At 41.6% G+C, this 26,856-nt stretch carries 23 protein-coding genes, 2 tRNA genes and 3 rRNA genes; 19 read left to right on the top strand and 9 right to left on the bottom strand.

The annotated features are described in order from the left end of the window. Positions 1 to 141: 141 nt before the first annotated feature. Together J580_RS21185 and J580_RS21190 are read left to right on the top strand one after the other, a co-directional pair. Positions 142 to 780 carry a TetR family transcriptional regulator gene (locus J580_RS21185; RefSeq protein WP_000027531.1) on the top strand — a complete coding sequence of 213 codons (639 nt, stop codon included), beginning with the start codon at positions 142 to 144 and terminating at the stop codon, positions 778 to 780. 138 nt (positions 781 to 918) lie between these two features. Next, the gene (locus tag J580_RS21190) at positions 919 to 1,566 is read left to right on the top strand and encodes a TetR/AcrR family transcriptional regulator (protein ID WP_002120773.1); all 648 of its coding nucleotides are present in this window, start codon (positions 919 to 921) and stop codon (positions 1,564 to 1,566) included. 89 nt (positions 1,567 to 1,655) lie between these two features. Here the strand turns inward: J580_RS21190 and J580_RS21195 are convergent, their stop codons facing one another. Further along, positions 1,656 to 2,273, bottom strand: a complete 618-nt coding sequence (locus tag J580_RS21195) for a thiol:disulfide interchange protein DsbA/DsbL (protein ID WP_005804825.1) — start codon at positions 2,271 to 2,273, stop codon at positions 1,656 to 1,658. Between the two features lie 180 nt (positions 2,274 to 2,453). Here J580_RS21195 and ubiG point away from each other — a divergent pair, with 180 nt between their 5' ends. The 12 genes from ubiG to J580_RS21255 all read left to right on the top strand — a co-directional run bounded on the left by ubiG (position 2,454) and on the right by J580_RS21255 (position 13,406). Next, on the top strand, positions 2,454 to 3,167 hold the full coding sequence (gene ubiG / locus J580_RS21200; RefSeq protein WP_032005766.1) for a bifunctional 2-polyprenyl-6-hydroxyphenol methylase/3-demethylubiquinol 3-O-methyltransferase UbiG: 714 nt from the start codon (positions 2,454 to 2,456) through the stop codon (positions 3,165 to 3,167). After that, a complete protein-coding gene (locus J580_RS21205) occupies positions 3,164 to 3,865 on the top strand; it encodes an HAD family hydrolase (protein WP_081403746.1) in 702 nt (233 codons plus the stop codon). The genes ubiG and J580_RS21205 overlap by 4 nt, the downstream gene beginning before the upstream one ends. A gap of 68 nt (positions 3,866 to 3,933) precedes the next feature. After that, entirely contained in the window at positions 3,934 to 4,680 is a 747-nt protein-coding gene (locus J580_RS21210; RefSeq protein WP_002120710.1) for a YciK family oxidoreductase, read from the top strand. A gap of 215 nt (positions 4,681 to 4,895) precedes the next feature. Next, positions 4,896 to 5,309 (top strand): RcnB family protein, encoded by a 414-nt coding sequence (locus J580_RS21215; RefSeq protein WP_009387402.1) that lies wholly within the window; start codon positions 4,896 to 4,898, stop codon positions 5,307 to 5,309. Between the two features lie 240 nt (positions 5,310 to 5,549). Then, a complete protein-coding gene (locus J580_RS21220) occupies positions 5,550 to 5,879 on the top strand; it encodes an RcnB family protein (protein ID WP_032005770.1) in 330 nt (109 codons plus the stop codon). Between the two features lie 120 nt (positions 5,880 to 5,999). Then, the gene (gene argA / locus J580_RS21225) at positions 6,000 to 7,355 is read left to right on the top strand and encodes an amino-acid N-acetyltransferase (protein WP_016802669.1); all 1,356 of its coding nucleotides are present in this window, start codon (positions 6,000 to 6,002) and stop codon (positions 7,353 to 7,355) included. A 336-nt stretch (positions 7,356 to 7,691) separates the two neighbouring features. Further along, complete coding sequence (locus tag J580_RS21230) at positions 7,692 to 8,660, top strand: sulfonate ABC transporter substrate-binding protein (protein WP_005804832.1); 969 nt, start codon at positions 7,692 to 7,694, stop codon at positions 8,658 to 8,660. A 72-nt stretch (positions 8,661 to 8,732) separates the two neighbouring features. Then, positions 8,733 to 9,716 carry a sulfonate ABC transporter substrate-binding protein gene (locus J580_RS21235; protein ID WP_032005772.1) on the top strand — a complete coding sequence of 328 codons (984 nt, stop codon included), beginning with the start codon at positions 8,733 to 8,735 and terminating at the stop codon, positions 9,714 to 9,716. 26 nt (positions 9,717 to 9,742) lie between these two features. Then, a complete protein-coding gene (gene ssuD / locus J580_RS21240) occupies positions 9,743 to 10,918 on the top strand; it encodes an FMNH2-dependent alkanesulfonate monooxygenase (RefSeq protein WP_005071784.1) in 1,176 nt (391 codons plus the stop codon). After that, positions 10,915 to 11,712, top strand: a complete 798-nt coding sequence (gene ssuC / locus J580_RS21245) for an aliphatic sulfonate ABC transporter permease SsuC (protein ID WP_002120785.1) — start codon at positions 10,915 to 10,917, stop codon at positions 11,710 to 11,712. Before ssuD ends, ssuC begins: the two co-directional genes overlap by 4 nt. 13 nt (positions 11,713 to 11,725) lie before the next feature. Further along, positions 11,726 to 12,526: an ABC transporter ATP-binding protein gene (locus J580_RS21250; RefSeq protein ID WP_032005775.1), complete on the top strand. Its 801-nt coding sequence runs from the start codon at positions 11,726 to 11,728 to the stop codon at positions 12,524 to 12,526. 259 nt (positions 12,527 to 12,785) lie between these two features. Then, positions 12,786 to 13,406 (top strand): TetR/AcrR family transcriptional regulator, encoded by a 621-nt coding sequence (locus J580_RS21255; protein WP_005071782.1) that lies wholly within the window; start codon positions 12,786 to 12,788, stop codon positions 13,404 to 13,406. A 35-nt stretch (positions 13,407 to 13,441) separates the two neighbouring features. Here the strand turns inward: J580_RS21255 and J580_RS21260 are convergent, their stop codons facing one another. Next, positions 13,442 to 14,008 (bottom strand): 5'-methylthioadenosine/S-adenosylhomocysteine nucleosidase, encoded by a 567-nt coding sequence (locus tag J580_RS21260; RefSeq protein WP_002120771.1) that lies wholly within the window; start codon positions 14,006 to 14,008, stop codon positions 13,442 to 13,444. An 80-nt stretch (positions 14,009 to 14,088) separates the two neighbouring features. After that, positions 14,089 to 15,222 carry a TDT family transporter gene (locus J580_RS21265; protein ID WP_032005777.1) on the bottom strand — a complete coding sequence of 378 codons (1,134 nt, stop codon included), beginning with the start codon at positions 15,220 to 15,222 and terminating at the stop codon, positions 14,089 to 14,091. Positions 15,223 to 15,429: 207 nt separating this feature from the next. Here J580_RS21265 and ribF point away from each other — a divergent pair, with 207 nt between their 5' ends. From ribF to J580_RS21290, 5 genes are all read left to right on the top strand, one after another. Next, a complete protein-coding gene (gene ribF, locus J580_RS21270) occupies positions 15,430 to 16,431 on the top strand; it encodes a bifunctional riboflavin kinase/FAD synthetase (RefSeq protein ID WP_032005779.1) in 1,002 nt (333 codons plus the stop codon). 61 nt (positions 16,432 to 16,492) lie between these two features. Then, the gene (gene ileS, locus J580_RS21275) at positions 16,493 to 19,330 is read left to right on the top strand and encodes an isoleucine--tRNA ligase (RefSeq protein WP_032005781.1); all 2,838 of its coding nucleotides are present in this window, start codon (positions 16,493 to 16,495) and stop codon (positions 19,328 to 19,330) included. Next, complete coding sequence (lspA, locus tag J580_RS21280; protein ID WP_005804840.1) at positions 19,323 to 19,853, top strand: signal peptidase II; 531 nt, start codon at positions 19,323 to 19,325, stop codon at positions 19,851 to 19,853. The genes ileS and lspA overlap by 8 nt, the downstream gene beginning before the upstream one ends. Before the next feature lies 1 nt (position 19,854). Beyond that, positions 19,855 to 20,337 (top strand): FKBP-type peptidyl-prolyl cis-trans isomerase, encoded by a 483-nt coding sequence (locus J580_RS21285; protein WP_014208021.1) that lies wholly within the window; start codon positions 19,855 to 19,857, stop codon positions 20,335 to 20,337. Between the two features lie 137 nt (positions 20,338 to 20,474). Next, a complete protein-coding gene (locus J580_RS21290) occupies positions 20,475 to 21,017 on the top strand; it encodes an NADPH-dependent FMN reductase (protein ID WP_032005783.1) in 543 nt (180 codons plus the stop codon). Between the two features lie 43 nt (positions 21,018 to 21,060). Here J580_RS21290 and J580_RS21295 read toward each other — a convergent pair whose 3' ends face one another. The 6 genes from J580_RS21295 to J580_RS21320 all read right to left on the bottom strand — a co-directional run. Next, the gene (locus J580_RS21295) at positions 21,061 to 21,402 is read right to left on the bottom strand and encodes an ankyrin repeat domain-containing protein (RefSeq protein WP_081313515.1); all 342 of its coding nucleotides are present in this window, start codon (positions 21,400 to 21,402) and stop codon (positions 21,061 to 21,063) included. 118 nt (positions 21,403 to 21,520) lie between these two features. After that, positions 21,521 to 21,635: ribosomal RNA gene (rrf, locus tag J580_RS21300) — 5S ribosomal RNA — on the bottom strand. A 186-nt stretch (positions 21,636 to 21,821) separates the two neighbouring features. After that, positions 21,822 to 24,712, bottom strand: a 23S ribosomal RNA gene (locus tag J580_RS21305). Between the two features lie 352 nt (positions 24,713 to 25,064). Then, positions 25,065 to 25,140, bottom strand: a tRNA-Ala gene (locus J580_RS21310). Positions 25,141 to 25,195: 55 nt separating this feature from the next. After that, positions 25,196 to 25,272: transfer RNA gene (locus J580_RS21315), tRNA-Ile, on the bottom strand. 59 nt (positions 25,273 to 25,331) lie between these two features. After that, a 16S ribosomal RNA gene (locus tag J580_RS21320) occupies positions 25,332 to 26,856 on the bottom strand; the annotation flags it as partial.

Here is a 26,856-nt window from a genome sequence, read left to right on the forward strand (position 1 = left end):
AGTGAACACATGTTCGTATAGTGAACATATGTACACTATATTTATAACTGTTCACTCAGTCAACACTTGTTCACTATTTTTTTTATGAAAGTTTGCTCTTTTTTGTTAGACTTTGGCTCACGGTTTAAATAGGTTCTTTTAATGTCGATACGGGATGAACGAAAACAGCAAAGTCGTCAGGCACTTCTCGATGCAGCCTTGCATCTAAGCACGTCTGGGCGTTCGTTCAGTAGTATCAGTTTGCGTGAAGTTGCACGTGAAGTAGGTTTAGTACCGACAGCGTTCTACCGTCATTTTCAGGACATGGACGAACTCGGCAAGGAACTGGTCGATCAAGTTGCCTTACATTTAAAAAGCGTCTTACATCAACTTGGACAAAGTTATTTACAACATAAATCTGCTAAAACCCAGACCAGTATTGAGCTATTTGTGCAGGCGGTAAATCATAGCCCTAAGCAATGGCAATTTATGATTGCTGAACGTTGGGGTGGCTCAGAAACAGTCCGTGCAGCAATTGCCAGAGAAATTGAATTTCTGATTGAAGATCTAACAACTGATCTTACTAAACTCGAAAATTTTAAACATATTCAAAATCCTCAAGACTTAAATGTCTTATCTACCATTTTGACTAATATGTCATTTACATGGGCAATGACGTGGCTCAACCTATCGAAACAATATCAAGGTGAACAGCTCAAGCTGCAACAAATAGCCTTTATTGAAAATGCTTCTACACAAGTTCGTTTACTGTTTAGAGGGATTGCAAACTGGGAACGATAGAAGCGGCAAATGACAAAAAACAGGTTATGTGGTAATACGTAAAGAGAGAAAGAAAAAGGCTAAAAATTTCGAGAAAAGTCTTTTTCTTTTTTACAGGAAGTAAACTATTAGTTAGGCCAAACTGGTGTGGGAATACCTATGAATCTTGATCGTCATACACAGTTTTTGATGCGTAAAGAAAAAATTCTGAGCGTGGCAGAAAAGTTGTTATTAGAAAACAATCAGGAAATTACTCTAGATGAGTTAGTGGCCGAGCTAGATATTGCTAAAGGCACACTTTATAAGCATTTTAGAAGTAAAAATGAGCTTCTACTTGAGCTCATTATTCAAAATGAAAAGCAAATTTTAGAAATTTCTAAAAAATATAATACAGATTTCAAAGAATATGCTCCTCATTACATGCTTCATCATTTACTTGCACCAGGGAAAACGATTCTATTGCATCAACTTGAAGAAAATCTGACGATGACAGAGTCTAAGTTGAAGCATCTTTTCGAAGAGCTTTATGAAATTCGCCAACAGCGTATTTTGGCAATTAAAGATATTACCGAAAATTATTTAAAATCATTGAATTATGATATGTCGATTCGTGATTATTTGTCTTATATCTGGTCACTGACTTATGGTGCATCACTGCTTTTAAATTCTACTTATTATCAGCGTTCGATTGGTTCTCGCCAAAAATTAATTAATTTATATATTAATCAGGCATTATCACTGCCGACTCAAACAGCTAATTTTGATGTTTTAAATTTTCAGATTGAAGATGAAAATCAGCAAAATTAATTGAATTATTTCGTGATAATTAACGATAAATTAAATATAAAAATGGGCTTCACATGAAGCCCATTTTTTTGAAGTAAAGCCTAAACAACTTATTTTGCTTTACGTTCTTTCTCAATTAAATAATTAAGAACTTGAGTGACTTTACCATCTTCACCCTGCACAACATATTTACCATTCACGACAACTGCAGGTACGCCTGTTAATTGGTACTGTTGAGCAAGTTTATTTGACTCGGCAACTTTCGCAGTTACTGCAAACGAGTTGTAAGTACTATTAAATTTCTGCTCAGGTACGCCATAACGAGTAAAGAATTTCGCAGCAGAAGCCTGATCAAAAATTTGTTGACCGTTCACCTGAATCGCATGGAATAGTGGTAAATGCGTGCGTTTACGTACACCTAATGCCTCAGATGTATAATACGTACGCGCCCCTTGTTCCCACATTTTATTCATTGCAGCTGGTGTACGTACAAAACGTACATCTTTAGGAATCTGCTTTAACCACGTTTGCATATGCGGTTCAAGTTTGAAACAGTGTGGGCATCCATACCAAAAGAACTCTCGAACTTCGATTTTCCCCGGAACTTCCACTTTGCCTGGATTGGCAATCACGGTGTAGTCTTTACCAGCAACAAAATCTGCTGCCATTGCACCACCCGATACGGCCATAATTGCTGCACTCAAACCACCCAAAACCAATTTTTTCATTGCTACAGCTTTTCCTCTAAGTTGTTATGCATTAGCTTATGCCCTAAATATAAAACAAATATGCTAAATTCGTTTTGCTTCTGTGAAGTTTTTTATTGGGTTTATCGCTTTTTTCCCAATAATCGCTACACTAACGGCGAACTACATCCAAAAAGATAACTCAAGTTTAGAGGTAGCACCATGTCGCAATTGAATGTTGATTTACAAGAAATCGCAAAGTTTGAAGCACTTGCTGCCAAATGGTGGGATCAACATTCTGAATTTCGCCCACTTCATCAAATCAATCCACTACGTCTAAACTGGATTGATGAACGTGCAGGCGGTCTTGCTGGTAAAAAAGTACTTGATGTCGGCTGTGGTGGCGGTATTTTGGCCGAAAGCATGGCACGTCGTGGCGCAGATGTATTAGGTATCGATATGGGTGAAGCACCTCTAGCTGTCGGCCGTTTACATGCTCAGCAAGAAAATGTTCAAAATATTGAATATCGTCAAATTCCTGTAGAGGAATTAGCACAAGAACAGGCTGGTCAATATGACGTGGTGACTTGTATGGAAATGATGGAACACGTTCCAGATCCAGCATCTATTGTAAAAGCTTGTCAGGCTCTGGTTAAACCGGGCGGCCATGTGTTCTTCTCGACCATTAACCGTAACCCAAAATCTTATTTATTTGCCATTATTGGTGCAGAGTACGTCCTACGCATGTTGCCAAAAGGTACGCATGATTATCATAAATTTATTCGACCATCTGAAATGGCACATGATATTCGTAATGCAGGTCTTACGTTAAAAGAAATGACTGGACTACATTACAACCCACTGACCAAGCATTACTGGTTAGCGCCAAATGTTGACGTTAACTATATGGTTCATACGATTCATACAGGTGCATGATGAAAGCTGTTTTATTTGATTTAGACGGTACGCTTATCGATACAGCTGCGGATTTCATTCGTATTATTCAGCAAATGTGCCGTGATGCAAGACGCCCTGTTGTAGAAGCCGATCTTATTCGCACTCAGGTGTCTGAAGGAGCACGTGCGATGGTGAAATTGGTCTATCCAGAGCTAGATGTGGCCAACCCAATATTCTTGGCACATCGTCAAAACTTTTTAGATCTGTACGGCAATAATATTGTGGTTGATACAGATCTGTTTGAAGGCATGTATCCACTTCTAGAAGAGTTAGAAGCTGCGCAAATCCCGTGGGGTATTGTGACCAACAAACCACGCGGATTAAGTGAATCTCTTTTAGAAAAGTTAAATCTAACAGAACGCTGTGCGGTTCTGGTATGCCCTGAAGATGTCAGTAAAACCAAACCAGATCCTGAACCAATGTATTTGGCTGCTAAACAGTTAAATATCCCAGCAGATGAAATTATTTATGTGGGTGACCACCCTCGTGATATTGATGCTGGTCGCAATGCCGATATGTATACCATCTTGGCAGCTTATGGCTATTTACCTATCGAACACCGTGATGATTTAACCGCTTGGCAGGCCGATTCGATTGTAAATACAGTGACAGAATTACACGATATGTTACGTCAAAAGCTTCCTGCTCTACATGATAATCAGCGTATGATAAGTTAACATCAGAGTTTTATAGACTTTTTTAAAGGTTATTCGTTTTATCAATATAAAAAGAAGGAGGTTTACCAATGAAATATTCAGAATACCAACCTCGTCCGGATCTACTCAAAGATCGAATTATTTTAATTACCGGTGCTGGTGATGGAATTGGGCGAGCTGCGGCTCTAAGTTATGCCCTACATGGTGCAACCGTTGTCCTACATGGTAGAACCTTAAATAAACTTGAAGTTATTTATGATGAAATTGAGAGTCTAGGTGCACCGCAACCTGCGATTTTACCACTACAGCTTTCAAGTGCCTCTGACCGTGATTATGACTTTTTAGTCGATACGCTCGAAAAGCAGTTTGGACGTCTAGACGGTATTTTGCATAATGCGGGTATTTTAGGTGAACGTGTAGAGCTAGCACATTACCCAACAGAAGTATGGGATGACGTGATGGCAGTTAACCTACGTGCTCCGTTTGCCCTCACTCAAGCTCTATTACCACTTTTGCAAAAGTCAGAAAACGCCTCTGTTGTATTTACCAGCTCAGGTGTAGGCCGTGAAGCACGAGCTTTATGGGGCGCATATTCTGTCTCAAAAATTGCAATTGAAGCAGTGAGTAAAATTTTTGCAGCGGAAAATACTTATCCAAATATTCGCTTTAATTGCATTAACCCAGGCGCAACACGTACTGCAATGCGTGCGAAAGCCTACCCACAAGAAGATCCGAAGACACTACCTACACCTGAGTCAATCTTGCCTGCTTACCTCTATTTAATGGGTGAAGACAGCTTGGCACTCAATGGTCAAAGTATTGATGCACAGGATTAAAAAGTTAAAGATGAAAAGCTAAATTAAATTACGGCCAATCATCAAATCTGGCTTGCCTATACCTGAAAAGATATACAAGCCTTTTTTATTATTGATAAAAACCCTTGATCTATCCGTAATTTTAATTGAACCATTAAATGATCTTCACAGTTTCTCTGCATTTTGCGCGTAGAGTATTCAACATGAGAGACATCAGATGTAAACGAGGATGCATCATGAAAAAGTTGTTCACCATCTTAGCCCTTTGCATAACCGTACTAACCACCAGTATGGCGAGCTTTGCTGATCCTCCTTTTGACCGAGGCCATGGCCCCAAAGGTCCTAAAGGTGGAGGTCCACGTGGTGAGTGGAATGATCGTGGGCCAGGATTTGGACGTGATCATGATGAAGATCGTATCCGTGACGAACGCCGTATGCGCGAAGAGCGTGGCTTTGAACGCTTAAAACAACATCGCTGGCAGCCTGGCTATGTTATGCCACAGCACTATCGTGGTAATGGCTATAAAGTCGACTATAAAGACAGTAACTTGCCAAAACCAGGCCGTAATCAGCAGTGGTATAAAATCAACAATGACTATATTTTAGTCGACACAGATTCTAATAGCATTGTGAGTATTCGTGGTTTTTAAGGCGATAGACCCTCGCTATCGCTGAATAAAAAGGATAAAGCCTCTGGGTTTTATCCTTTTTTATTGCTTATCTAACTTAAATATAAAAATATTTTTTATATTCTTAAATGATGAATTTTCTTAATTTCTTCTTATTTCATAGAGAGTTTTCACATTTATTCTTCTTGGCCTCCACGATTTATCTGCAATTGTTCACTAATCTTTAGTTATTGAAATTCAGCTCATCATTCGAGGTTTACAATGAAAAAATTAACAACAGCGATTGTTCTTTCTCTTAGTGGTTTAGTTGCAACAACAGCCATGGCAGCACCAAACGATCATAATCATCATGGCAATTACCAAAACCATGAAGTAAAAACAGTTAAAGTGATTAAAAAAGATGATCATCACAATGCATGGCGAGTAGGTCAGATTGTGCCGCATGAGTATCGACATTCACGTTACGTGATCGACTATCGTCAACATCAAAAATTGACTAAACCAGGTCGTTACCAAAAATGGTATAAAGTGAATGGAAATTATGTACTGGTGAATGAACAAAGTCATAAAATCATTAGAGTGGTTTACTAATTTAAAACTTTTTAAGCACCCAAATTTCAATTTGGGTGTTTTTTTATCGAAAACATGCGGCTTTAATCTTTTTTGTTTAGAATCATCTTTATATCTTTTTGCTGTTGATTCGAGATCGGTATGTCAAGTAAGCCTGTAAGTAAGTCGCATAATAACACCCAGCATTATGTACACTGGTTTCGACACTCAGCGCCCTACATTAATGCTCACCGCGATAAAACATTTGTGTTGATGTTTGGTGGTGAAGCAGTCCGTCATCCTAATTTCGAACATATCATTCACGACATTGCTTTATTGCACTCTCTTGGTATTCGCTTAATTCTCGTGTACGGTGCGCGTCCGCAAATTAATCAAAATCTTAAAGAAAAAGGAATCGAAACTCCTTTTTATGACAACAGCCGTATTACTACACGTGAATCTTTAAGCTGTGTCATGAGTGCTGTAGGTTCTATCCGCCTAGAAATAGAAGCATTGCTTTCTATGGGCTTAGCAAACTCGCCAATGTACGGCGCTCGCATAGATGTGGTATCAGGTAATTTTGTGACTGCTAAACCTTATGGCATTCGTGATGGCATGGATTTCCAGCTTACAGGTGAAGTTCGTTCTATTGATACAGATGCGATTGATCGACACCTCGACAACCATAATATTGTACTGCTAGGGCCAACGGGTTACTCCACCACAGGCGAGGTTTTCAACTTAAGAGCTGAAGAAGTTGCAACTAAAACAGCAACTTATTTAAAAGCAGATAAACTCATTTTTCTAGGTGAGCAACAAGGATTGCTGAATGAAGATGAGCAAATATTACGTGAATTAAGCCCACATCAACTGGACTACTATATTCAACAATACCAAACCATTAGCCCAACACTCACCTTGCATTTGCAACAGGCAAAAAAAGCATCTTTATCAGGCGTACACCGCGTTCATCTTATTTCTTATGCCTATGATGGCGCCCTTCTCGAAGAGTTATTTACTCGAGATGGTATCGGTACCATGATTACCGATGCGCATTATGAAGAAGTTCGCATGGCCAACATTCAAGATGTGGGCGGTTTAATGAATTTATTACGTCCATTAGAAGAAGAAGGTATCTTAGTTTATCGTTCGCGTGAACGTTTAGAGCAAGAGATTAGCCAGTTCGCTGTTATTGAGCGCGATGGTACGATTCTAGCGTGTGCTGCACTTTATCCAATTCCAACCGAATTTAATGAAACACGTTCAGCAGAAATTGCCTGCGTCGCAGTACACCCAAGTTATCGTAAATCGAACCGTGGTAGCCAGATTTTGCAATTCCTTGAAGAAAAGGCAAAAGAACAAGGTATTCGTCAATTATTTGTTTTAACCACCCGTACCGCCCACTGGTTCTTAGAGCACGGTTTCCATCAGGTGAGTGTTGATGACTTACCAAATGCTCGTCAGGCACTCTATAACTATCAAAGAAATTCTTTAGTCTTTAAGAAACTGCTTCCTTAGACTTTGCTAATTTTAAGATATTCTTATTTCAGATAAGCTTAGTTCAAAAAGTACAACCGTAAACACGATTAATTTATGGTTGTACTTTTTTTTAAATCTAAATTTTTTAAGGTTTTAATATTTTTTATTTTATTTACATCAACTTAATCAAAATTCATTAAATATATTTCTATTAGATAAATCTTTTTTTCGCATAAGTTTATAGCCTATTGTGTTTAGCTTTTTTTTGCATAAATAAAGACCGAATACTTATTTTTTCTGAAATAAAAATCCATTTAGGGTATCTGCTCATCCAATTATTTTTTTCTTTTTCTCTTTCGGGGAGTACGAAATCTCATGGCACTTTTCAACACCACTTCATGGGCAAAATATTCAGTCATCGCGGCCAGCCTTGCAGGAGTGATGATGTTAAGTGGTTGTGCCAAAAAAGAGGAACAAGCCACCACAACCTTAAATATCGGCTATCAAAAATATGGGATTCTTCCTATTTTAAAGGCTCGTGGTGACTTAGAAAAAGCATTAAAAGAACAAGGCGTGCAAGTGAAATGGGTTGAGTTCCCTGCTGGCCCTCAATTGCTTGAAGGCTTAAACGTAGGAAGTGTTTCACTCGGTGAAGCAGGTGAAGCACCACCGATCTTTGCTCAGGCTGCCAATCCAAATTTAGTCTATGTCGCAAACCAACCTGCTGCGCCAAAAGCTGAAGCACTATTGGTACAAAAAGACTCTCCAATCCAATCTATTAAAGATTTAAAAGGCAAACGTGTTGCTCTTAACAAAGGCTCGAATGTTCATTATCTATTGTTAAAAGTTTTAGAAGCCAACAACTTAAGCTTAAGTGATATTCAACCAGTTTATTTGCCGCCATCAGACGCACGTGCTGCCTTTGAAAAAGGTGCTGTCGATGCATGGGTGATTTGGGACCCGTTCTTTGCAGCGGCTGAACATCAAATTCAGGCCCGAGTTTTAGCAACAGGCGAAAACTTGGTGAGTAATCATCAGTTCTATTTAGCTGACCGTAAATTTGCAGAAAATAATCCGAAAGTACTCAACACTGTTGTACAGACACTTAACCAGACCACTGAGTGGGTAAGTTCACATCAGGATGAAGCTGCCAAGTTACTCGAAAAACCTACCGCACTTGAGTTTGATGTACTCAAAACTTCCATTTCACGTATGGGTTTTGGAGTTCAGCCAATCTCTGACAAGGTGGCACAAGAACAACAACAAGTGGCTGATGCTTTTTATGCACAAAAGCTCATTCCAAACAAACTCACCATTCAAGATGCCATTTTAAAACTGAAATAAACCTAGCTTGGGCACGGCTTAAATAATCATATAAATGCTGTGCCTGACCTCAAGGGGAACAAGGATATCAATATGCAACATCAGTCATTATTTATTAAGAGTCAGTGGACACAATTGGTTAAGCGCATCAGTGCAATTACTGTATTAGGCTTAACAATCACAGCACCAGCTTGGGCAATTGACCCAACTGTGAAAGAACTTCGTATTGGTTTTCAAAAAAGCTCGATTAACTTTGCAATTGCCAAACAGCAAAAGCTATTTGAGCAAGAATTCCCAAATGCAAAAATTACTTGGAATGAGTTCCCTGCCGGTCCACAAATTTTAGAAGCTTTAGCTGTCGGTTCGCTTGATGTAGGCGTTACTGGAGATACACCTCCTGTCTATGCTCAAGCGGCTGGCAAGTCTTTATATTATATTGCTTATGAAGCGGCTAAACCATTGGCATCGGCAATTTTGGTTCCTAAAAACTCACAGCTCAAACAGCTAAAAGACCTTAAAGGTAAACGCATTGCACTGCAAAAAGGTTCGAGCTCACATTACTTACTTGTGCAAGCTGTACGTAAAGCAGGCCTAAACTGGAGCGATATTACCCCCATCTGGCTTACCCCTGCCGATGCTCGCGCAGCATTTCAAAAAGGTGCCGTTGATGCATGGGCCATTTGGGACCCTTACTTCGCTTCAGCACAACTAGAAGATCAAGCTCGTGTTCTTGCATCGGGTAAAGGCTTAAGCCCGAACTATACATTTTATTTAGCAGCTCCAAATTTTGTTAAACAACATCCTAAATCTGTTTCAGGGCTCATCAAACAAATCAATCAAGCTGACAAATGGGTTCAAAGCCATCAAGCAGAAACGGCAACAGCCATTGGCCAAAGCACAGGACTGAAGCCTGCGACCAGTGACTTATTTATTAAACGCCGTCCTCGTCCTTCATCAGCAGCTCCACTCAGCAGTAAAGTGATTGCTGAGCAGCAGCAACTCGCAGACATTTTTACTCAACAAGGCATCATTCCAAAACCAATCAGCATTAAACAAGCTGTTTGGGGCGCCAAGTAATTTCAATAGATATATAGGTAATGCACATGAAAATTTTCTGGTTTATTCCTACCCACGGTGATAGTCGCTATTTAGGTACAAGTAAAGGCGCTCGTCAGGTTGACCATGCCTATATGAAGCAAATTGCTGTGGCAGTAGATAATTTAGGTTATGAAGGTGTACTTATTCCAACAGGTCGTTCATGTGAAGACCCGTGGATTACGGCGGCTAGCCTAATTGATGCAACTCAACACCTTAAATTTTTAGTTGCATTACGACCAGGGGTAACCACACCAGCTTTGGCAGCACGTATGGCTGCAACGTTTGACCGTTTGTCGAATGGCCGTGTGTTACTCAACTTAGTGACTGGTGGTGATGAGGCTGAATTACGCGGTGATGGCTTATATGAAGATCACTCAACGCGTTATCAAACTGCCAATGAATACGTAAAAATCTGGCGTGAGATTTTGACACGCTCACATACAGGTGAAGCTTTTACATTCCACGGTGAACGTTTACAAGTGGATGATGCAAAACTACTTTACCCACCTGTTCAAAAGCCTTACCCACCACTTTGGTTCGGTGGCTCTTCAGACGTCGCTGTCGATTTGGCTGCTGAGCAAGTCGATACTTACCTTACGTGGGGTGAACCACCTGAAGCCGTAAAACAAAAGATCGAACATGTTCGTGCCAAAGCTGAGGCTAAAGGCCGTAAATTAACTTATGGTATTCGCTTGCATGTGATTGTTCGTGAAACCAACGAACAAGCTTGGGCAGCAGCGAACGAGCTTATCCAATATCTTGATGATGCGACTATTGCTGCCGCACAGAAAAAATTTGCACAAATGGACTCTGTAGGCCAACAACGTATGGCGGCTCTCCACGGCGGTAATCGAGACAAACTAGAAGTATCTCCAAACCTTTGGGCTGGTATTGGTTTAGTTCGTGGTGGTGCAGGTACAGCACTTGTAGGCGATCCTGAAACAGTTGCTGCTCGTATTCAGGAATATGCTGATTTAGGTATTGATACTTTCATTTTCTCAGGCTATCCACACCTTGAAGAATCAATTCGTTTTGCAGAGTTAGTATTCCCGTTATTACCAATTGAAACTCGCGCTAAACTTGCTCAGCCCAATTTAACCGGTCCCTTCGGTGAAATTATTGCCAACAATTATGTTCCAGACGAGAAGAAGCAAAATAGTTCCGTCAAGGAGCCTGCATGAGCAAAGCTGAAAGTGTTGTTTCACGTGGAACAAAACAAATCGGGCAGCGTTTGCTGCCTTGGATTTTCCCTATTCTTCTATTGGTTGTTTGGCAAATTGCCTCAAGTTCGGGTCTTTTAGAAAGCCGTATTTTACCCGCACCTACTGCTGTAGTTTCCGCTTTTTGGCATCTACTGGTGAGTGGCGAACTCTGGCAGCACGTTAAAGTCAGTGCTGGTCGTGCACTGCTTGGCCTTCTGATAGGCGGCGGTTTAGGTTTGTTATTAGGCCTACTCAACGGGTCTTCGCGTTTCGCCTCTACCCTGCTCGATACGACCTTACAAATGATTCGTAACATCCCAGCCTTAGCACTTATCCCACTCGTCATCTTGTGGTTCGGTATTGATGAAACAGCGAAATTATTTTTAGTCGCAGTAGGTGTTTTCTTCCCGATTTATATTAATACCTATCACGGTATTCGATCAGTTGACCCTCAATTGATTGAGATGGGTAAAAGCTACGGACTTTCACGTTGGCAGCTCTACAAAGAAATTATTTTGCCAGGTGCGATGCCTTCTATTTTAGTTGGTCTACGCTTTGCTTTGGGTTTGGTTTGGGTATTACTCATTGTTGCTGAAACCATTTCAGCTCAAGCAGGTATCGGTTATATGACCATGAATGCACGTGAGTTTTTACAAACGGATGTAGTTCTGGTTGGTATTCTTCTGTACGCCTTACTAGGCAAACTGGCAGATGTTTTAGCACAGCTTTTGGAACGCTATTTACTACGTTGGCACTCTGGATATCAGAAATAAGGGAGCTTAGAACATGACAAATCTGAATTTAAATATTAATCAGAATGAAGTGCAGCTCATTCCGGAAGAACCAATAGAATCTCAAGAACCGATATTGGGTGCAGAGATTCTGATTGAACAACTTTATAAATTCTATGGCGAGGTAAAGGTCCTCGAAGATCTTGACCTACACATCCAGCCGGGTGAGTTTTTAGCAATTGTTGGTCGAAGTGGTTGTGGCAAAAGTACGTTACTCCGTTTAATTGCTCAACTTGAAAAAGCCAGCTTTGGGGAAATCAAATTTAAATCTGCCCGGCATTTACGTGAAGGCATTACGAACGATGATATTCGAGTAATGTTCCAAGATCCTCGTTTACTTCCTTGGAGAAATATTCTTCAAAATGTTCAACTTGGGCTACCAAAATCGCAACATGCTTTAGCAGAAGAATTACTAGAAAAAGTAGGTTTAAAAGAAAAAGCGGGACAATGGCCTTCCCAGCTTTCAGGTGGTCAACGTCAGCGTACTGCCCTAGCCCGTGCACTATCACATACTCCCCGTATTTTATTGTTAGATGAACCTTTGGGTGCATTAGACGCGTTAACTCGTCTTGAGATGCAAAGCTTGATTGAGCACTTGTGGAAGGAGCAAGGCTTTACTGCAATTTTGGTCACACACGATGTGAGCGAAGCAGTGCAATTGGCTGACCGTATTATCTTATTAGATAAGGGTCAGATTGCTCAAAGTTTCCAAGTCAATTTGCCACGCCCGCGTAAAAAAAGCATTACTTTTGCTCAGCTTGAGCAACAAGTACTCGATGCGGTTTTGGCAACTTAAGGTTGTGATGAGTAATGAGAATATCTCAGCCGAAAAATGCCCAATTTACGAGCAATAAAACTGCTGTTTTATTGCTCTTTTTTAGGGCGAAATTTAAAAAATATTTTTAAGAATAACAATAAACTAGTGAATCTCTCTATTTTTTGCACAATAGTATATCTATTACGCAAATAACTAGCTGTTTTTTGATTAAAAAAGCAAGACACCTGTGCACAAATCAAACAATTTCCCTTACAATGGGAATATTATTTTTTTAATTATGCAGCAGATGGAACAAAAAAAGAGTACCCAAAAGCGCAATCAGCTTCTTGCTGCGGCCCTTGACGTATTTTCAGTCTATGGGTTCAGTGGAGCAAGTCTGGATGAAATTGCCCAACTCGCCGACATGCATAAGTCGAATATTTTCTATTACTATGAAAATAAAGAGTCTTTATATGTAGAAGTGCTCACAACCGTTTTACAAAAATGGTTGGCCCCCTTACAAACTTTAGAAGCTGAATTAGAACCAGCCGAAGCCTTATCTCACTATTTAATTCAAAAAATCGAACTGTCTCGTAGCCAACCGAAAGCATCTAGATTGTTTGCACTAGAAATTATTCAAGGCGCTCCACATATTTTGCCTATACTGAAAGGGCCTTTGAAAAAGCTATTTAAACGCAAAGCTAAAGTCATTCAGACTTGGCAAGAAGAAGGAAAGATTTCCCCAGATATCGACCCGGAATTATTAATCTTAAATATTTGGGGCCTTACGCAAAACTATGCAGATTTTGCAACTCAAATGGAAATGGTGACTGGTAAAACGCTTCGTAACCGCAGTATGTTTCAGCGTTCGATTGAGCATACGGTACATATGATGCTATACGGCGTATTGCCTCGTTAAAACAAAAAAAGATCGGCAAATTTGCCGATCTTTTTTTAGAAATGGTTTTGATAAAGAGCTAGGAGTTTCTGAGCGCCTAACAATAAATTTTCTTCCCAATCCAAATGTGCAGTGTCATCTGCCCCATCAGTAATATACTTCACAGAAATTAATCGTACACCTAACTTATGGCACACTTTAGCTAAAGCATAGCCTTCCATATCAACCACATCACAAGCTACTTTTGGCTGACCTGTTTCAAATGAATCACCTGTTCCACATACTGCTTTTGGCAAATCAATAAAATGTGGTTGAAGATGAATCTCTGCCGCCAAATGATCATCTAACGGCGTTACACCTACTTCAAAACCTAGGGGTGAAACATCCATATCCCGTTGTACAAAAGTTTTTACTTCGACTAAATCATGTCGATTAAATGCAGAGCTTCCCGCTGTACCTAAATTAATTAGAGTTTTGCATCCTGTTTTTTGAATAACTTCAAATGCTTTAAAGGCAGCATTAATCTTACCAATACCACTGTAATGGACTTCAACACCTGCTTGTTCAAATAAACCCTTAGATTCATTAGGAAGTGCCATAATTAAAGCAATATCAGTGTTCATTCAAAAAGCTCAAATCAAAATTAAATAAGTTAGAAAATAAGTATAAATCAGGTGCAAAAGCTTTTTGCACCTTTTCATCATTACTGCACTTTTTGTTGTAAAGCGATTAAGCATGGAGAAAAAAACAGTTGACCACTATATGCTCCTGCTAGCGTTTTCTTCATTACAACGCCCCACATCGTCAATAACAGAATACTCAATGCGACAGCAACGTATTGTAAGAATACAATTTCAACCTGATGTCCTAAATTAAATAGTGCGAGAATAAATACACCTAATGGAAAGGTTAAGCCCCACCAGCCCAAGTTAAATGGAATACCTGTCTTTGCGTGACGAAGCGTTGTTAAAATCGCAAGACCAAGCCACCATAACCCAAAACCTAAAAGCACGAGACTACCTACAACTCCTAAAGCTTGAAAGATATTCGCAAATTGGTCAAATCCTACATTTGGCGCCACTCTTTGTGCCTGCTGCCCTAATAACAATAAACCTAATGCACCTGTACCAATCGGGCCTAAAGAGAGCCAGCTAGAAATAGCGACTTCTTTTTCAGGTAGCTGATGCAAAGCCATACGCAGCATTAAAATTGTCAGAATAGCGAATGCTGGTAAAACAGAGATTCCCCAAAGTACATAGCCAGCCATTAATAAATGAAAGCTATGCATATCTGCTGGTAAATGTGCAACCAACATGCCGGCAGAACTTGCTGCTACTTCACAAGCAACCACAGGTAAAAGCCAGATTGCAGTCATCGTATGTAGCTGATGGTTCTGACGGCTAAACATGCAAAATGGTACAATCCACGCAATGACCAGTGCTAAAAAGACATCGATGTACCATAAAGCTTGAGCAATATGGATTGTCACTTCACCGTAAAGCCCGACACCGAAGCTTAAAAAACCATTTAATATCGTTGCAAGCCCCATCGGGATAGCCCCTAAAAACAAGCTCATATTTGGATGATTAAATATTTGCTTCGCTTCATGAGGGAAAAGAAACAACCGCAATAAATAAAGAACTGAAAAAACACTGAACAAAATAATATTAAATTGCCATAACAAAGTTGCTAGCGTGAATAAAAATGATTGAGCAAATGGTAGCTGGATTAAAATCATACTCACCACGCCAGTACCCATAGTCGCTGTAAACCAATTTGGGGTAAAATGTCGTATAACATCTTTGCTTTGATTTAATTGGTAAAGGGGTTTTTTCATCTTAGTTCTCTAATCAAAGAGTGGATAAAGACATAGTAGAGCAAACCACTAATAAGAAAAATTGATTTATTTTTATTTAATTCATCAATATTTTAAATATAAAGATATTCATTTTGAAAAATAACTGAGTAAAAACACAACAACAAGACGAATCTGTGAGATTATGGCAATATATAGCCCTTGCAAAAATAGCCATATTTTAAGTTCATGAAACTGCTTCGTCTCAATGCGTTATCGCCCAATTTTCAGTTACCTCCAACAGCGGTGACTATTGGTAATTTTGATGGTGTCCATTTAGGCCACCAAGCGATGATTGCTCAACTCAAAAACATTGCTGCAGCACAAGGCTTAAAAACACTGGTCATGATTTTTGAGCCACAACCTCTTGAGTTCTTTAAAGGTTACGATGCACCTCCTCGTATTAATTCATTACGGGAAAAAGTTGAATACCTAGCCGAGCTTGGCGTTGACTATATTGCGGTTGCTAAATTTGATGAACATTTCCGTAGCATGAGCGCATCAGCCTTCGCAGATTTATTAAAAAATAAATTAAATGCCCAGTCATTAGTTTTGGGGGATGACTTTCATTTCGGTAAAGACCGTCAAGGCAACAGTGAATTTTTAAAAGATTATGGCTTCCAAGTCACAAATTTACATACGATTGAACTTGAAGGTGAACGTGTCAGTTCAACTCGTATTCGCCAAGTACTTCAAGTGGGTAATCTCGCTTTAGCAGCTAAATTATTAGGCCGTCCGTACAGTATTACTGGACGTGTCCAATATGGCGATCAAATTGGACGAACTCTTGATTTTCCAACCATTAATGTTCGTCTCAACCGCCACAAACCTTGTTTAAACGGTATTTATGGCGTTGAAGTCATTTGCGAAACAACTTCACTCACTGAAAAAGTGCGCCAAGAAACACCAGAGAAACCGGGAATTGCCGGATATCATGAAAATAGCCTCTATGGCGCAGGTCATGTCGGTACACGTCCCGCCATTCAGCAAGAACATCCAGAATGGAGATTAGAAGTACATTTCCCTGATGTTTCTGCTAATCTGTATGGCTTATTTATGCGGGTGACTTTTCTTCACTATCTTCATGGTGAATTGAACTACCCTTCGCTTGAAGCACTTAAGGCTGGAATTGATAATGACGTGCAACAGTTACGACAATACCGTAACGACACGACACAATTTCCTTTTTAATTCGAATTTTGATTGTAAAACATGTCAGCTCCCAAGCTGATTAAACTGGAAGAAAACTTGCATGAGCGATAAGCAAACTCCTGAGAATGCAGTGGACTACAAAGCCACGCTAAACCTGCCGGATACTCAATTTGCAATGAAAGCAAATTTGGCAGTACGTGAAGTGAAATGGTTAGAAGAGTGGTATACCGACAACATTTATCAGCAGATTCGTGCATCGCGTATTGGCAAGAAAAAATATATTTTGCATGATGGCCCTCCATATGCGAACGGTACAATTCACTTAGGCCACGCAGTCAATAAAGTACTCAAAGACGTTATTGTAAAAAGCCGTACGCTTTCAGGTTTTGATGCACCATATGTTCCGGGTTGGGACTGTCATGGCTTACCAATCGAACTAAAAGTTGAAGAGAAAGTAGGTAAAGTGGGCGAAAAAGTTGACGCAGCAACTTTCCGTAAACTTTGCCGTGAATACGCGCTAAAACAAATTGATTTACAACGTACTGACTTTAAACGTCTTGGTATTTTAGGTGATTGGGATAATCCTTATCTCACCATGAATTACAAACAAGAAGCCGATATCGTTCGTGCTCTAGGTCTCATCCAGAAAAATGGCCATATCCAGCCAGGTTTAAAGCCAGTGAACTGGTGTATGGACTGTGGTTCAGCTCTTGCTGAAGCAGAAGTTGAATACGAAGATAAAAAATCTGACGCAATTGATGTTGGTTTTGGCGTTGTCGATCTAAAAGATTTAAGTGCTCGCTTAAACGTAGAAGTTCAAGATCCAACAGATATCGTGATCTGGACCACTACACCTTGGACATTACCAGCTAACCAGGCCGTTGCGTTGCATGCCGAAATTGAATATCAATTGGTACAAGTGACAACTGAGCGCGGTAAGCAAAACTTCATTCTTGCTAAAGACCTAGTTGCTTCAGCGATTGAGCGTTACAAGCTTGAAAACCCATTTGTTTTAGCTGATTTTACTGGTTCGGCTCTTGAAAACCTTACCCTACAACATCCTTTACTAACTGATCGTCAAGTTCCAGTTATTTTAGGCGAGCACGTTATTGCAACAAGCGGTACAGGTGCCGTACATACAGCACCTGGCCATGGTGCAGACGACTATAAAGTAGGTCTTCAATACAACCTTAAAGTAGATAACCCAGTGGGTGGTAACGGTGTTTATCTTCCAACTGCTCCAATCTATGCTGGTGAGCACATCTATAAAGCCAATCCAAAGATTATCGAAGCTTTAGGTGCTGTAGGCCGTTTATGGGCTCATCAACCAATTAAACACAGCTACCCACACTGCTGGCGCCATAAGACTCCTATTATTTTCCGTGCTACACCACAATGGTTCATTAGCATGGACCAAAAAGGTTTACGTGAAGGTGCGCTTAATGCCATTGAAAATGATATCGAGTTTGTACCGAACTGGGGTAAAAACCGTATTGAATCAATGATCGAAGGCCGTCCGGACTGGTGTATTTCACGTCAACGTACTTGGGGTGTTCCAATTCCATTCTTCGTTCATAAAGATACGAACGAATTACACCCGCGTACACCTGAACTCATCGAAGAAGTTGCTCAACTGATCGAAGAAGAAGGCATCGAAGCATGGTTCAAACGTGAAGCAAAAGACTTCATCGGTGAAGATGCTGAACAATATAACGCTGTTCGCGATACACTCGATGTATGGTTCGACTCTGGTACAACGCATTACGCTGTACTTGAGCAACGTGATGAATTAGAAAGCCCTGCTGACTTATATTTAGAGGGTTCAGACCAACACCGTGGCTGGTTCCAATCTTCTTTATTAACATCTATGGCAATTCACAATCGTGCGCCATATAAAGCCTTGTTAACTCATGGTTTTACAGTGGACGAAAACGGTCGTAAATTGTCGAAATCTTTAGGCAACTATATCCCGCTTGAAGAAATCATCAAACAGCTTGGTGCAGATGGTTTACGACTATATGTAGCGTCTAGCGACTACCGTTATGAAATCGCAGCATCGAAAGAAATCTTTAGCCGTGTAAGTGATAGCTATCGCCGTATTCGTAATACCCTACGCTTCTTGCTTGCGAACCTAAATGGTTTCAAACCAAGTACTGATGCTCTGGACGTAGATGACCTTATCGCTCTAGATCAATACATCTTACAGCGTGCGAATGAAGTACAACAAACCATTATCACTGCCTATGAAGAAATGAACTTCCATGTGGTGTGTAGTGCGTTAACAAGCTTCTGTATTAATGACTTAGGTGGTTTCTACCTAGATATTATCAAAGACCGTCAATACACCACTAAAGCGGATTCTCAGGCACGTCGTTCTGCACAAACAGCGCTTTATCATATTGTTCAAGCATTTATCCGTTGGATGAGCCCAATCTTAAGCTTTACGGCTCAAGAAGCTTGGCCATTGATTCCAGAACAAACTGAAAAGTATGTATTTACTTCAGAATGGTATGACTTACCTGTTTCATCAAAAGCAAACTTGCTTTCTGAAGAAGATTGGCAAACATTGATTAGCGTAAAATCTGCAGTAAATAAACAGATTGAAGCAGCGCGTAACGCTAAACTTGTCGGCAGTAATCTTTCAGCCAAAGTTGAACTTTGGGCAAGTGAATCATTACAAACAGTTTTAAACCAACTGGCTGATGAACTCCGTTTTGTTCTTATTACTTCGCAAGTAGTAGTACATCCATTTGCTGAGCAAGGTGAAGCAACTGAAATGGAAGGCTTACGTGTACAAATATCTGCAGCTGAAGGTGAAAAATGTGCACGTTGCTGGCACGTTCTTCCAGATGTAAATACACATGCCGATCATCCTGGTTTATGTGGTCGTTGTATTGTGAACGTCACTGGTCGTGGCGAAGTGAGAAAATATGCCTAATTCACAAGCTAAAAAAGGCTTATTCCAGTTTTATCCACATAATCTGATTTGGCTTGGACTTTCAGTCCTTGCCATTGTATTGGATCAATGGACAAAATGGATTGCGAGTACACATCTAAACTATGCAGATCCTGTACCTGTACTTCCATTTTTAAACTGGACACTATTACATAACTATGGTGCAGCTTTTAGCTTTTTATCTGATGCAGGAGGATGGCAGCGCTATTTCTTCACATCTTTGGCGGGCTTAGTTTCAGTACTTTTTGTATTTTGGTTAATGCGTATGCCTAAAAAAATGGTGGTGCTACCTGTAGCCATCGCTTTAATTTTAGGTGGAGCTTTAGGCAATTTAATTGACCGTATTACCCTAGGTTATGTGGTCGATTTCATTCATGTTTATTACCAAAATCATCACTTTCCAGCTTTTAATATTGCGGACAGTGCCATCACTCTAGGTACGATTTTGCTACTCATTGATACATTCTTCCTTGAGAAGCAACGTAACCAAAATTCGGATGCATAATATGACCGAAATTATTCAACCTAACGAAGAAATTCGTATCCAAGAAGGCTCTAAAGTCGACCTACACTTTTCTGTAGCTATCGAAAATGGTGTAGAAATTGACAATACACGTAGCCGTGAAGAGCCAGTTAGTCTGACTATTGGTGACGGAAACCTTTTACCAGGTTTCGAAAAAGCATTATTCGGTTTACGTGCAGGTGACCGCCGTACAGTACACCTTCCACCAGAAGAGGCTTTTGGTCCATGGAATCCAGAAAATGTTCAAACTTTCGATACAGTTAAGTTTGAACAACGCCCTATTCCTGGTCACATGATCGAATTTGAAGATAAGGCAAAAACCACCTTATTCGGTGTAGTAAAATCAGTTAATGATGACATTACAGAAATTGATTTTAATCACCCATTAGCTGGGAAAAATATTACCTTTGAAGTAGAAATATTTAAGGTTACTCCTGAAGGCCAACAAGGCATTAAGCTAATGTAAATAAAAAAGCCCTCTAAATGAGGGCTTTTTTATGATTCAATTTTTATTAGTGACATAAGAATCCTTACAAATTCTATATTCTCTCCTACCTATATAATGAATTAAGTTATAAAGATAAAAATTCTTAGGAAAAATACATGCTGGTCTATATTATCGTAGGAAGTGTTCGTGAAGGACGTACAGCAATTAAAGTTGCCAATTGGCTAGAATCCACAATTCCATCATTTAATCTAGAAGATTTTCAGACAGAAGTAATTGATTTAAAAGAGTGGAGTTTACCGTTATTTTCAGGTTCTCACCCTCCTGCTACTGGGATTTATGATCAACCTAAACAACAAGAATGGGCAGACAAAATTGCTCAAGCAGACGCATTTATCTTTATTAGCCCAGAATACAACCATGGTTACAGCCCAGCTTTAAAAAATGCACTTGATTATGTCGGTAAGGAATGGAGTGGTAAACCTGCTGCATTTATTGGTTATGGTTCAACAAATGGCTCTCGCTCTATTAGCCAAATACGTCAAGTCACCTCAAGTTTAAGTATTATTGACCCGAATGCTGTAATAGAGATAAGAGATATATTTAAACGTAATAAAGATGAAAAATTTGAAGCTAATGAGTTTGAAGTAAAAGGTCTTCAATCTATTGTTGAGAAACTACAGAAATATCATTTGTCTTAATTGAAGAAAAGGCCTCTTTTCTAAACAAAAGAGGCCTTTAATTTTATAAACTCTTTAAATACTTCACTACATCAGTATTACCTGCCATTTCTGCAAGCTCTAATGCTGTGTACTCACTTTTGTAAGCGACATGCGCACCTTTTTCAATTAAGAGTTGAACTATCTCTAAATGATCATTTTCAGCAGCTGCCTGTAGAGCACTATATCCCTCATCATCTATCTGATTAGGATCCTCTCCCTCTATTAGTAATTCATTTACTTGATCGATATCACCTAGAGATGCCCAATAAATCAATGCAGGCAAAGATAGCTCTTCATCATCTTCAGGTATTGGAGAGAAAGAATTGATTTTCATGGACGTACCCAAAATAATAGAGTTCATCATTATATTCATAGAATACAGCCAGAATACAAATCTAATTTTGGACCTATCTTTTATTAAAAATTAAACTCCCCAATAAAAAACACCCCCATTCATTAGAATGGGGGTGTTTAGAATAATGAGCTGGCGATGACTTACTCTCACATGGGTAACCCCACACTACCATCAGCGCTAAGAGGTTTCACTTCTGAGTTCGGGAAGGGATCAGGTGGTTCACTCTTGCTATGGTCGCCAGCACAACTGGTATGGATACTTGCTTCGTTTTATTCACTGTGTGATACGTTGCGTTTTCCAAATCTTTACAGATGGGCTGATTGGTCTGATTTTTCGTTGTTCATTTTAGCTAAGTGTTTAACTAAATCAAGTTGCTTTGCATGTTTATGAATCGATTGATGCTTCATATACACCTGCTTGGGTGTTGTATAGTCAAGCCTCACGAGCAATTAGTATTGGTCAGCTTCACATATCACTATGCTTCCACATCCAACCTATCAACGTCCTAGTCTCGAACGGCTCTTTAGAGGAATAAATTCCTAGGGAAATCTTATCTTGAGGTAGGCTTCCCGCTTAGATGCTTTCAGCGGTTATCCCTTCCGAACATAGCTACCCGGCGATGCGACTGGCGTCACAACCGGTACACCAGAGGTTCGTCCACTCTGGTCCTCTCGTACTAGGAGCAGATCCTCTCAAATTTCCAGCGCCCACGGTAGATAGGGACCGAACTGTCTCACGACGTTCTAAACCCAGCTCGCGTACCTCTTTAAATGGCGAACAGCCATACCCTTGGGACCTGCTTCAGCCCCAGGATGAGATGAGCCGACATCGAGGTGCCAAACACCGCCGTCGATATGAACTCTTGGGCGGTATCAGCCTGTTATCCCCAGAGTACCTTTTATCCGTTGAGCGATGGCCCTTCCATACAGAACCACCGGATCACTAAGACCTACTTTCGTACCTGCTCGACTTGTGGGTCTCGCAGTTAAGCGCGCTTTTGCCTTTATACTCTACGCGTGATTTCCGACCACGCTGAGCGCACCTTCGTACTCCTCCGTTACTCTTTAGGAGGAGACCGCCCCAGTCAAACTACCCACCAGACACGGTCCTCGTCCCGGATAACGGGACAGAGTTAGAACCTCAACATTACCAGGGTGGTATTTCAAGGACGGCTCCATTGGAACTAGCGTTCCAACTTCAAAGCCTCCCACCTATCCTACACAAGTAAGGTCAAAGTTCAGTGTCAAGCTGCAGTAAAGGTTCACGGGGTCTTTCCGTCTAGCCGCGGGTACACTGCATCTTCACAGCGATTTCGATTTCACTGAGCCTCTGCTGGAGACAGCGCCGCCATCATTATGCCATTCGTGCAGGTCGGAACTTACCCGACAAGGAATTTCGCTACCTTAGGACCGTTATAGTTACGGCCGCCGTTTACTGGGGCTTCGATCAAGAGCTTCGCTTACGCTAACCCCATCAATTAACCTTCCAGCACCGGGCAGGCATCACACCCTATACGTCCACTTTCGTGTTTGCAGAGTGCTATGTTTTTAATAAACAGTTGCAGCGGCCTGGTTTCTGCGGCTGTCGTCAGCTCAGGAAGCAAGTTCCATCACCAACAACAGCGTACCTTCTCCCGAAGTTACGGTACCATTTTGCCTAGTTCCTTCAGCAGAGTTCTCTCAAGCGCCTTGGTCTACTCGACCTGACCACCTGTGTCGGTTTCGGGTACGATTCCTGTGTAACTGAAGCTTAGAGACTTTTCCTGGAAGCATGGTATCAGCCACTTCACTGTACAAGTACAGCTTGCTATCGGATCTCAGTATAGAGTACCCCGGATTTGCCTAAGATACATACCTACATCCTTCCACCTGGACAACCAACGCCAGGCTGACTTAACCTTCTCCGTCCTCTCATCGCATTACACAGAAGTATTGGAATATTAACCAATTTCCCATCGACTACGCCTTTCGGCCTCGCCTTAGGGGTCGACTCACCCAGCCCCGATTAACGTTGGACTGGAACCCTTGGTCTTTCGGCGAACGGGTTTTTCACCCGTTTTGTCGTTACTCACGTCAGCATTCGCACTTCTGATACCTCCAGCATACTTCTCAATACACCTTCATCGGCTTACAGAACGCTCCCCTACCACTTGACTAATGTCAAATCCGCAGCTTCGGCACATAGTTTTAGCCCCGTTACATCTTCCGCGCAGGCCGACTCGACTAGTGAGCTATTACGCTTTCTTTAAAGGGTGGCTGCTTCTAAGCCAACCTCCTAGCTGTCTATGCCTTCCCACATCGTTTCCCACTTAACTATGATTTTGGGGCCTTAGCTGGCGGTCTGGATTGTTTTCCTCTTGACTACGGACGTTAGCACCCGCAGTCTGTCTCCCGGATAGTACTCATAGGTATTCGGAGTTTGCATCGGTTTGGTAAGTCGGGATGACCCCCTAGCCGAAACAGTGCTCTACCCCCTATGGTATTCGTCCGAGGCGCTACCTAAATAGCTTTCGGGGAGAACCAGCTATCACCAGGCTTGATTAGCCTTTCACCCCTATCCACAAGTCATCCCCTGGCTTTTCAACGACAGTGGGTTCGGTCCTCCAGTTAGTGTTACCCAACCTTCAACCTGCTCATGGATAGATCGCCTGGTTTCGGGTCTATACCCAGCAACTAAACGCCCTATTAAGACTCGATTTCTCTACGGCTCCCCTATACGGTTAACCTCGCTACTGAATATAAGTCGCTGACCCATTATACAAAAGGTACGCAGTCACACCACGAAGGTGCTCCCACTGCTTGTATGCATGCGGTTTCAGGATCTATTTCACTCCCCTCACAGGGGTTCTTTTCGCCTTTCCCTCACGGTACTGGTTCACTATCGGTCAGTCAGGAGTATTTAGCCTTGGAGGATGGTCCCCCCATATTCAGACAAGGTTTCACGTGCCTCGCCCTACTCGTCATCATTATGTGTGCCCTTTCGTGTACGGGAATATCACCCTCTACGTTCGCACTTCCCAGAGCGTTCCACTAAAACACACATAACTTAATGGGCTGATCCCCGTTCGCTCGCCGCTACTGAGGGAATCTCAATTGATTTCTTTTCCTAAGGGTACTGAGATGTTTCACTTCCCCTCGTTCGCCTTGCAACACTATGTATTCATGTTGCAATACCTACCTTAAAGTAGGTGGGTTCCCCCATTCAGAAATCTCCGGATCAAAGGATATTTGCCGCCTCCCCGGAGCTTTTCGCAGGCTATCACGTCTTTCATCGCCTCTGACTGCCAAGGCATCCACCACATGCACTTAATTACTTGACTATACAACCCCAAACAGTCGTCAACACCTACAAGTGAGTGTTGTCCGTGCGATTCTTCATCGCTACTATCTGTTGCCTGTGTACTTAAACACTGTACAGCTTCAATCTAAATTCATATACCAAAACGCTTGATTCAGTTAATTTGCTAGTTCTCAATTCATCTAGATTAATTGCTTAATCTAAACTCTTGAGTGAACAATTTATTTCAGACTCAATTTTGCCAATCTGTTAATGAATAAACACGCCTTCGTCAGGTCATGCTTAATACCGTGATACTTAAATCACAGAAGTTAATAAACCAAGACCAAAATCTCTATTTACTAATTTCTGTAATCCGAACTTCTCTTAAGTTCTGGTGGAGACTAGGAGAGTCGAACTCCTGACCTCCTGCGTGCAAAGCAGGCGCTCTACCAACTAAGCTAAGTCCCCAGCTTACATCATCAGTCATGTATCTTTTATCTATAACTTCAACCAGTCAAAGTCATGGTGGGTCTGACAAGACTTGAACTTGTGACCCCACGCTTATCAAGCGTGTGCTCTAACCAACTGAGCTACAGACCCTCAGATACATCTATGAAGAACAACTTGTTGTGGATTCTTACCAATCGTCAATCTTTCGTTAAGGAGGTGATCCAGCCGCAGGTTCCCCTACGGCTACCTTGTTACGACTTCACCCCAGTCATCGGCCACACCGTGGTAACCGCCCTCTTTGCAGTTAGGCTAGCTACTTCTGGTGCAACAAACTCCCATGGTGTGACGGGCGGTGTGTACAAGGCCCGGGAACGTATTCACCGCGGCATTCTGATCCGCGATTACTAGCGATTCCGACTTCATGGAGTCGAGTTGCAGACTCCAATCCGGACTACGATCGGCTTTTTGAGATTAGCATCCTATCGCTAGGTAGCAACCCTTTGTACCGACCATTGTAGCACGTGTGTAGCCCTGGCCGTAAGGGCCATGATGACTTGACGTCGTCCCCGCCTTCCTCCAGTTTGTCACTGGCAGTATCCTTAAAGTTCCCGACATTACTCGCTGGCAAATAAGGAAAAGGGTTGCGCTCGTTGCGGGACTTAACCCAACATCTCACGACACGAGCTGACGACAGCCATGCAGCACCTGTATGTAAGTTCCCGAAGGCACCAATCCATCTCTGGAAAGTTCTTACTATGTCAAGGCCAGGTAAGGTTCTTCGCGTTGCATCGAATTAAACCACATGCTCCACCGCTTGTGCGGGCCCCCGTCAATTCATTTGAGTTTTAGTCTTGCGACCGTACTCCCCAGGCGGTCTACTTATCGCGTTAGCTGCGCCACTAAAGCCTCAAAGGCCCCAACGGCTAGTAGACATCGTTTACGGCATGGACTACCAGGGTATCTAATCCTGTTTGCTCCCCATGCTTTCGCACCTCAGCGTCAGTGTTAGGCCAGATGGCTGCCTTCGCCATCGGTATTCCTCCAGATCTCTACGCATTTCACCGCTACACCTGGAATTCTACCATCCTCTCCCACACTCTAGCTAACCAGTATCGAATGCAATTCCCAAGTTAAGCTCGGGGATTTCACATTTGACTTAATTAGCCGCCTACGCGCGCTTTACGCCCAGTAAATCCGATTAACGCTTGCACCCTCTGTATTACCGCGGCTGCTGGCACAGAGTTAGCCGGTGCTTATTCTGCGAGTAACGTCCACTATCTCTAGGTATTAACTAAAGTAGCCTCCTCCTCGCTTAAAGTGCTTTACAACCATAAGGCCTTCTTCACACACGCGGCATGGCTGGATCAGGCTTGCGCCCATTGTCCAATATTCCCCACTGCTGCCTCCCGTAGGAGTCTGGGCCGTGTCTCAGTCCCAGTGTGGCGGATCATCCTCTCAGACCCGCTACAGATCGTCGCCTTGGTAGGCCTTTACCCCACCAACTAGCTAATCCGACTTAGGCTCATCTATTAGCGCAAGGTCCGAAGATCCCCTGCTTTCTCCCGTAGGACGTATGCGGTATTAGCATTCCTTTCGAAATGTTGTCCCCCACTAATAGGCAGATTCCTAAGCATTACTCACCCGTCCGCCGCTAAGATCAGTAGCAAGCTACCTCTCTCCGCTCGACTTGCATGTGTTAAGCCTGCCGCCAGCGTTCAATCTGAGCCATGATCA

The sequence above is a fragment of the Acinetobacter sp. 1542444 genome (genome assembly GCF_000581835.1).
Taxonomy (GTDB): Bacteria; Pseudomonadota; Gammaproteobacteria; order Pseudomonadales; family Moraxellaceae; genus Acinetobacter; species Acinetobacter pittii.